Origin of the sequence: Desulfovibrio sp. X2 (assembly GCF_000422205.1) — a bacterium.
In the GTDB taxonomy this organism is placed as follows: Bacteria; Desulfobacterota; Desulfovibrionia; order Desulfovibrionales; family Desulfovibrionaceae; genus Alkalidesulfovibrio.
Map to the genome: position 1 here is coordinate 1 of NZ_ATHV01000030.1, position 8,049 is coordinate 8,049.

Here is an 8,049-nt window from a genome sequence, read left to right on the forward strand (position 1 = left end):
CCCCCCCCCCCTGCCCGCCGGAGGCATCCTCCGGCAGGGAATATCTAGCTGGTCTCGTCTTTCAAGGCGCGCGACATGAGCTCGCGCACGGCCTCGGAGGCGTCCTTGTTCTCGTTCAGGACCCTGTAGACCATGGTGGTGATGGGCAGGTCGATGGCGTGGCGCTGGCCGAGCTGGTAGACGGCCTCTGTGGTCTTCACGCCTTCGGCGACCATCTTCATGCTTTCGAGGATTTCGAGGAGCTTCTGGCCCTTGCCCAGGCGCAGGCCGACCTGGCGGTTGCGCGAGAGCTCGCCGGTGCAGGTGAGCACGAGGTCGCCCATGCCGGACAGCCCCATGAAGGTATGGGCCTTGGCGCCCATGGCCACGCCCAGGCGGGTCATCTCGGCCAGGCCGCGGGTGATGAGGGCGGCGCGGGCGTTGGAGCCGAAGCCCAGGCCGTCGGAGATGCCCGCGGCGATGGCGATGACGTTCTTGATGGCGCCGCCGAGCTCCACGCCGCGCACGTCCTCGTTCAGGTAGACGCGGAACGAGCCGCAGGAGAAGGCGGCCTGGAGCTCCTTGCCGACCTTCTTCCCGGCGCAGCCGAGCGACACGGCCGTGGGCATGCGGCGCACGACCTCATAGGCGAAGCTCGGTCCGGAGAGCATGGCGAAGCGGGGCTTCAGCGCCCCGAGCGTCTGCTCCACGACCTCGGACATGGTGGCCAGGCTGCCGAGCTCGATGCCCTTGCTGGCCGTGACGATGACGGGCTTCTTGGGCAGGTGGGTCTTCATGACCCCCAGGGAGAAGCGCAGGAACTGGCTGGGCACGACGAAGAGGCAGCACTCGGCGCCGTCCAGCACATGGGCGGCGTCCACGGAATACTGGATGCTCGGGTCGAGCTGCACGCCCGGCATGTACCAGGTGTTCTCTCCGGTGCTGCGGATGGCGGACAGGAGCGAGGGCTCGCGCACCCAGAGGCGGACGTCGTGGCCGCTGGAGGCCAGAAGGTCCGCCAGGGCCGTGCCCCAGCTGCCGGCGCCGATGACGGCGAATCGCATGGCGTCTCCTTAGGGGAATCGTTCAGGCATTCGGAGGATAGCCTCGGCCGGAACCCTTGGCAAGGCCGCGCCGCGTTGCGTTTTTTTCCCGGCATGGCATACTCGCGGAAAAACCTCGGAGGTCCGACATGGGTATCATCTGGTTTCTGATCATCGGGTTGTGCGCGGGCTGGCTGGCCGGAAAGATCATGCGCGGCGGCGGGTTCGGCCTGGGCGGCAACCTGATCGTGGGCGTCATCGGCGCGCTGGTCGGCGGCTTCCTCTTCGGCGTGCTGGGCATCCACACCTACAGCCTGATCGGCAGCCTGGTCACGGCCACGGTCGGCGCCATAGTGCTGCTCTGGCTGCTTTCGCTGCTGCGGCGATGAAGCGATGAAGCCAGGCCCGGCGCCCGTCCCGGTGGCGGGCGCCGGACGGCCCGTCCGGGCTAGAGCCCGGCGATGACCTCGCTGAGCACCGCGGTCACGCGGTCCGCGTTTTGGCGGAAGATGCGCAGGATCTCCTCCCAGGTCACGGGGGCCTCGTCGGTCTTCCAGCAGTCGTAGTCCGTGGACATGGCCACGGCCGCGTAGGGCACGCCCGCCTCGGCGGCCAGGGCGCACTCCGTGGCGATGGACATGTTGATCACGTCCGCGCCCCACATGCGGAACATGTTGGACTCGGCGCGGGTGGAGAAGCGGGGGCCCTCGATGGTCACCACGGTGCCGCGCTCGTGGTGCGGGAAGCCGAGCTTGGCGCAGGCCGCGTTCAGCAGGCCGCGCAGCTTTTCGTCGAAGGGCTCGGCCATGGGCGTGTGCACGGGCGCGTGCGGCTCGAAGCGCTCGTGGAACGAGAGGAAGCGGCGGCGGGTGAAGTCGATGAACTGGTCGAGGATGACCAGGTCGCCGCGTCCGATCTCCTCGCGCAGCGAGCCCACGGCGGTGGTCGCCAGGATGTGGCTGCAGCCCGCCTCCTTGAGCGCGAGGATGTTGGCCCGGTAGTTGACCTGGGTGGGCGGGGTGGTGTGGCTGCGGCCGTGCCGCGCCAGCAGCACCACCTCGCGGCCCGCGATCGTGCCGTGGCGCAGGGTGGAGTTGGGCGGGCCGTAGGGCGTGGTCGCCTCCACGTCGCGCGGCTCCTTCAGGATGTCCGGGTCGTCCAGTCCGCTGCCGCCGATGATGCCGATCCTGGCCATGTCCGCCTCCCTGTTAGGAGATGTTCAGAAGACAGGTGTGGTCGAAGCCCGCCTCGCGCAGGGTCTCGCCGCCGCGCAGGAAGCCGAGCTCGATGACGAAGCCGAGCCCCGCGATGGAGGCCTTGGCCTGCTCGACCATCTTGATCATGCCGTGCACCGTGCCGCCGGTGGCCAGCAGGTCGTCGATGAGCAGCACCTTGTCGCCCTGGGTGATGGCGTCCACGTGCATGCACAGCGTGTCGGTACCGTACTCCAGATCGTAGGTCACGGACATGGTCTTCCAGGGAAGCTTGCCGGGCTTGCGCAGGGGCACGAAGGGCAGGCTCATCTTGTAGGCCAGGGGCGCGGCGAAGATGAAGCCGCGGGCCTCGGCCGCCGCGATCTTGGTGGCGCCGGTATCGGCGAAGCGCTCGGCGAGCTGGTCCACGGCGTACTTGAAGGCCGAGGGGTCGGAGAGCAGCGGCGTGATGTCGAAGAAGACGATGCCGTCCTTGGGATAGTTGGGGATGTCCCGGATGCGTGCGCGCAGGTCCATGGGCGTGCTCCTTGCGAAACGGATTTTTGTCCGGGCGGGTTTATAGCCCGGAAGGGTCGGATTGAAAAGGCTAGGAGCCAAAGATGCTCAAGTTGGCGGGAGCAAGCTTAAAAGGAGAGAAGATGAACTCTGGCGAATGAAAAATTCTTCTGTCACTCATCCTTATCTTTGTTAAGTATTTCAAACCACACTTGTATTGTTGCATAAACTTTCAGCCATGTATAAATAATGAGAAGAAGTGTTACAAATGCAATAGACATACACAATGTCGCAACTAGGTTTGAATGAATGAAGCCAAATGAAATTTGAATAATAGAGCTTGCAAGGCAAAATCCTACGCATATCAAGAGCAAAGTTCCAAGATTAATCAACGGATCATATCTTTTTTGTTTTGATTTTGTCATTGCAACATGCTTTTCATGTCTCTCTATATAAAGTTTGCTATCAAACAACCTAGATTGAAGGTTGAAAAGCATCATAGTTATCAACGAAAGAATAAAGCTACCAGCAGTTAAAAATGCGGTAAAGAAATAATGCCTCATGTATTTTTCATAAATACAATATACATTAACGTCATACATTCTTGCTGCATAAAAAATTGTGGCTGACAAAGTCAGCCACAATAGTATACAAGTACAAAATACCCGATTCATATTAATGAAATGATTAGCTTTTCAACATTGAAAATCTCATGTCGCAACCTCTTCACAATCAAATTTTCGCTGATAGACTTCACGATATCACTCGAATTAAATGCCAAGGCAACTACTAGATCATCATAATCAAATTCTGCAATTCTATCGAAATCATTTACTAGCTTATATACAATTTCATTATTCTCAGGATCAATCCCTTTCACCAGAGCTTTTTTAAATACCTTTTCCTTAAAAAAATCTACAGCCTCAGCAAGTTTCTCGCGCGCATTGATTGCCTTTGAAAGGCTGACATGATGCCTTATTCTCTTAGCGACACCAGACAATGGAACATATCTATTTTCATTTTGCTCAAATGTTAAATATTCATACTCTACAGATTTTATATCTTTAAGTTTTCCAATCCGTTCATGAAAATGTCCTGGTCTTTCTATAATTGAGTATGTAAATTTTTTCGATAAATTTCGAAGTTTTTCATCTCTAATTTTTCTATCAACCACATTTTCCTCTATATTTTTTTTCACTACTTCTCTTCTTTCATTATAAAATTTTTTAACAATCAAATTAAACTGATTGAGGGAACATGATTTATTGTAGTGTTGATAAATTCCAAAATTTGCACCTTGACAGAAAACAAAAAAATTAAAATCTGTAATCATTGAACCTTCTTCAAGCTGTCGGGATGTTACTATAATTTGTTCACCTTTTTTCTCTAATGTTGCAAACCTCTTCGCGTCTCTAACTGTTAGGACAAGGCCTGCCCAGCAATTATCCAAAGGAACAGCATAGAAATAGCGCTGACCAAACACCCAACCGTTTTCTTTGCTAATGAAATCAAGAAGTTTTTCTGAAGAAAAATCGGGGGACGGAAGATTCCACTGGAACGCCTGAAAAACAACGTCCATTCGCAACTCCTGTTGAATACAGCTATTTATACTTCTTTAAGTATATTTCACCTCCCTTACCTTTGTCAAATTGCAAACTAATACATACTCTTTTACTTATATTTTCTTCAGCCTCCCCTGCTGAACGGCGTGCCGAGCTCGGCGGGGGCGCCCGAGCGACGGCGCAGTTTCGGGCTGCCCTGGACCACGGCCAGCACGGCGATGGTCATGAGGTAGGGCAGCATGCGCAGGACGTAGGCCGGGATGAGCTCCTGGCCCGTGGCCTGGAACCAGAACTGCAGGGCCTGCAGCAGGCCGAAGAGCATGGCCCCGCCGAAGGCGCGGCCCGGATGCCAGGCCGCGAAGATGACCATGGCCACGGCGATCCACCCCTGGCCCCCGGTCATGCCGTTGGCCCAGCCGGGCGTGTAGGCCAGGGAGAGATAGGCGCCGCCCGCGCCCGCAAGCAGCCCGCCCGCGCAGGTGCACAAAAAGCGCACGCGGGCCACGTTCACCCCGGCGGCGTCGGCCGCTGCCGCGCCCTGGCCGCAGGCGCGCACGGCGAGCCCGGCGCGGGTGCGCGCGAGCAGCCACCAGACCACGGGCACGAGCGCGTAGGCCACGTAGGCCAGGGCGCTCTGGCGGAAGAATATCTGCCCGACCACGGGGATCTCGGCGAGGCCGGGCACGGCGTAGGTCAGGAAGCGCGGGCCGACCTGGCCGACCAGGGAGCGGCCGAGGAAGTTCGAGAGCCCCATGCCGAGGATGGTCAGGGAGAGCCCGGCCAGGACCTGGTTGGCGCGCAGCCCCACGGCGAAGAAGGCGTAGAGCGCGGCCATGGCCAGGCCCACGAGCATGGCCGCGGCCACGCCGAGCCAGGGGCTGCCCGTGGCCAGGGAGGCGGCGAAGCCGGTGAGCGCGCCCATGAGCATCATGCCTTCCACGCCGAGGTTCAGGACGCCGGAGCGCTCGGCCAGGAGCTCGCCGAGCGAGGCCAGGGCCACGGCGACCGAGGACTTGACCGCGATCTGGGCCAGGAAGGCGAGGTCAGTGAACATCGGAGCCTCCGGAGGCGGCCTGCCGCGCGCCGAACTCGAGGCGGTGGCGCGAGAGGAACTCACCCGCCAGGTAGCCGAAGAGGAGCGCGGCCTCGAGCACCTGGCCGATGCTGGAGGGCAGGCCGAGCGAGGTCTGGAGCTGGTCCGCGCCCACGAAGAGCGCGCCGAGCGCGGCCGCGGCCAGGGGCACGCCCAGCGGGCTGCCGCGCGCGAGCCAGGCCACGATGATGCCGTCGTAGCCGATGCCCACGGCCAGGCCCTCCTGCAGGCGCTGATGGATGCCCGCCACCTCGCCCGCGCCCGCGAGCCCGGCCAGGGCGCCGGAGAAGCAGAGCACGGCCAGGGTGCGCAGGGGGATGGAGAGGCGCGCGTAGCGCGCGGCCTTCTCGGAGAGCCCGATGACGCGCACGGAGAAGCCGAAGCGCGTGCGGCGCAGGATCCAGAAAAGCAGCGGCGCGAAGAGGAGCGCCAGGAGCAGGCCGAGGTGCACGCGGCCGAGGACCGAGGGCCAGAGCCTGGGCAGGATGGCGGCGTCTGGCAGTTCGGCCGTGCCGGGGAAGCCGAAGCCCGCCGGGTCGCGCCAGGGGCCGTAGTAGAGCTGCTCGAGCAGGATCACGGCCACGTAGTTCAGCAGCAGCGTGGTCAGGATCTCGCTGACCTTGCCCCAGGCCTTGAGCGCGGCCGGGACGAGCGCCCAGAGCGCGCCGCCGACCATGCCCATGCAGAGCTCGAGGGGCACGAGCACGGGCGCGGGCAGGCCGCTGCCCCAGAAGAGCGCCGTGCCCGCGGCGAAGACACCGCCCATGACCAGCTGCCCCTCGCAGCCCACGTTCCACAGCAGCATCTGCGCGGCCACGGCCACGGCCAGGCCGCAGAGCATGAGCGGCGTGGCCTTGACCAGGATCTCCGAGACGGCCTGCATGGAGCCGAAGGCGCCCTGGGCCATGGCCAGATAGGCCGTGCCCGGGGCCACGCCCAGCGCGCTGAAGATGATCCAGCCGAGCGCCAGGGCCGCGGCCAGGGCCAGGGAAAGGCTGAAGAGCGGGCCCAGGGGCCGCTCGCGGGGGACTATGCGCAGGAGGCTCATGCCGTGCCCCCTGCCTGGGACTGGTCCCTGTTCCGCACGCCCGCCCGGCCGACTCCGGCCATGAGCAGGCCCACGCGCTCGATGGTCTCGTCGGCCGAGGCGTCGAGCACGTCCAGGATGCGGCCGCGGAAGATGACGGCGATGCGGTCGGCCAGGGAGAGGGCCTCCTTGAGGTCGCCGGTGAAGAGCAGGACCGCGGCGTGGCTGCGCAGGTCGAGGAGCGCGTGCCAGACGTCCTCGGTGGCGGCGAGGTCCAGCCCCTGGGTCGGCTGCTCGGCCAGGAGCAGGCGCGGCCCGCGCGCGAGTTCGCGCGCCAGGATGAGCTTCTGCAGGTTGCCGCCGGAGAGCGAGCCAGCCAGGTCGTCCGGGCCGGTGGCCTTGAGACCGTAAGTTTCCATGGCATCGCGCACCACGGCCTCGCCGCGCGAAATATGGAGCAGCGGGCCGGACTCGCGGTCCGTGAGCAGCGCGTTCTCGGCCAGGGTCATGGCGGCCACGCTGCCCGCGCCGTGCCGGTCCTCGGGCACGTAGGCCAGGCCGGGCGCGCCGCGCCAGGCCGAGGCGGGGGTCACGGCGCCGCAGAACTCGATCTCGCCCGCGCGGCCGCCGCCCAAACCCGCAAGGCAGCGGGCCAGGGCGTCCTGCCCGTTGCCCGCCACGCCGACCACGGCCAGGATCTCGCCTTGGCGCACGGAAAACCCGACGCCGGAGAAGGAGGCGCGGCCGGACTCGTCCGAGCCCGCGAGGCCGCGCACGGCGAGCACCGTGGAGCCCTCGGCCGCCGCGGCGTCGAGCGGCGGCTTGTCCACGGAGAGCAGCACCTCGCGGCCGACCATGAGGCGGGCAAGCTCGCGCGGGCTCGGCACCTGGTCCTGGGTCATGCCCGCGGCCACGGTGCGGCCCCGACGCAGGATGGAGATGTCGTCGGCCAGGGCCAGGACCTCTTCGAGCTTGTGGGTGATGAGCACGATGGCCTTGCCCTCGGCGCGCAGGGCGCGGAGCACGGCGAAGAGGGACTCGACCTCGGCCGGGGCGAGGATGGCCGTGGGCTCGTCGAAGATGAGGATGTCGGCCTTGCGGGCCAGAAGCTTCAGGATCTCCACGCGCTGGCGCTCGCCCATGGAGAGGTCGGCCACCAGGCGGTGCGGATCCACGGCCAGGCCGTAGCGCTCGCCCAGGGAGGCGATCTCGGCGGCCTTGAGCCCCGGCGCGGCCAGGCGCACGTTCTCGGCCACGCTCATGGACTCCACGAGCATGAAGCGCTGGTAGACCATGCCGATGCCCGAATCCTGCGCGTCGCGCGGGGAGGCGAAGCGCGCCTCGCGCCCGCGCACGCGTATGGTGCCGCCGTCCGGCCGGTAGCGGCCCGCGAACACGGACATGAGGGTGGACTTGCCCGCGCCGTTCTCGCCCAGCAGGGCGTGCACGCGGCCGGGGTAGACGTCCAGGTCCACGTCGCGGTTGGCCACGACCGGGCCGAAGCGCTTGGTCAGGCCGCGGCAGGACAGCACGGGCTCGCCGCGCGGGACGTTCCTGATCTCTTCTTCCATGATCTTAAAATAGCAAAAAGTTTTGGGGGAAGAGAGGGAGGGGGTCGGGGAGGGGGAGAAGGACC

At 63.6% G+C, this 8,049-nt stretch carries 9 protein-coding genes; 1 reads left to right on the forward strand and 8 read right to left on the reverse strand.

Going from position 1 to position 8,049, the window contains the following annotated elements; translation table 11 throughout:
* Positions 1-44 precede the first annotated feature (44 nt).
* Entirely contained in the window at positions 45-1,043 is a 999-nt protein-coding gene (locus tag DSX2_RS10880; protein ID WP_020881087.1) for an NAD(P)H-dependent glycerol-3-phosphate dehydrogenase, read from the reverse strand.
* Positions 1,044-1,171: 128 nt separating this feature from the next.
* On the opposite strand from DSX2_RS10880, the gene DSX2_RS10885 reads away from it, so the two are divergent.
* The gene (locus DSX2_RS10885) at positions 1,172-1,411 is read left to right on the forward strand and encodes a GlsB/YeaQ/YmgE family stress response membrane protein (protein WP_020881088.1); all 240 of its coding nucleotides are present in this window, start codon (positions 1,172-1,174) and stop codon (positions 1,409-1,411) included.
* A 59-nt stretch (positions 1,412-1,470) separates the two neighbouring features.
* Here DSX2_RS10885 and mtnP read toward each other — a convergent pair whose 3' ends face one another.
* The 7 genes from mtnP to DSX2_RS10910 all read right to left on the reverse strand — a co-directional run bounded on the left by mtnP (position 1,471) and on the right by DSX2_RS10910 (position 7,984).
* Positions 1,471-2,217: an S-methyl-5'-thioadenosine phosphorylase gene (gene mtnP, locus DSX2_RS10890; RefSeq protein WP_020881089.1), complete on the reverse strand. Its 747-nt coding sequence runs from the start codon at positions 2,215-2,217 to the stop codon at positions 1,471-1,473.
* A gap of 13 nt (positions 2,218-2,230) precedes the next feature.
* On the reverse strand, positions 2,231-2,752 hold the full coding sequence (locus DSX2_RS10895; protein ID WP_020881090.1) for an adenine phosphoribosyltransferase: 522 nt from the start codon (positions 2,750-2,752) through the stop codon (positions 2,231-2,233).
* A 152-nt stretch (positions 2,753-2,904) separates the two neighbouring features.
* Positions 2,905-3,294: a hypothetical protein gene (locus DSX2_RS18345; protein ID WP_152512923.1), complete on the reverse strand. Its 390-nt coding sequence runs from the start codon at positions 3,292-3,294 to the stop codon at positions 2,905-2,907.
* A gap of 107 nt (positions 3,295-3,401) precedes the next feature.
* The gene (locus DSX2_RS18350; protein ID WP_020881091.1) at positions 3,402-4,310 is read right to left on the reverse strand and encodes a hypothetical protein; all 909 of its coding nucleotides are present in this window, start codon (positions 4,308-4,310) and stop codon (positions 3,402-3,404) included.
* Between the two features lie 107 nt (positions 4,311-4,417).
* Entirely contained in the window at positions 4,418-5,347 is a 930-nt protein-coding gene (locus tag DSX2_RS10900; RefSeq protein ID WP_020881092.1) for an ABC transporter permease, read from the reverse strand.
* A complete protein-coding gene (locus tag DSX2_RS10905) occupies positions 5,337-6,434 on the reverse strand; it encodes an ABC transporter permease (RefSeq protein ID WP_020881093.1) in 1,098 nt (365 codons plus the stop codon). Before DSX2_RS10905 ends, DSX2_RS10900 begins: the two co-directional genes overlap by 11 nt.
* On the reverse strand, positions 6,431-7,984 hold the full coding sequence (locus DSX2_RS10910) for an ABC transporter ATP-binding protein (RefSeq protein WP_052014751.1): 1,554 nt from the start codon (positions 7,982-7,984) through the stop codon (positions 6,431-6,433). Before DSX2_RS10910 ends, DSX2_RS10905 begins: the two co-directional genes overlap by 4 nt.
* Between the last annotated feature and the right edge of the window lie 65 nt (positions 7,985-8,049).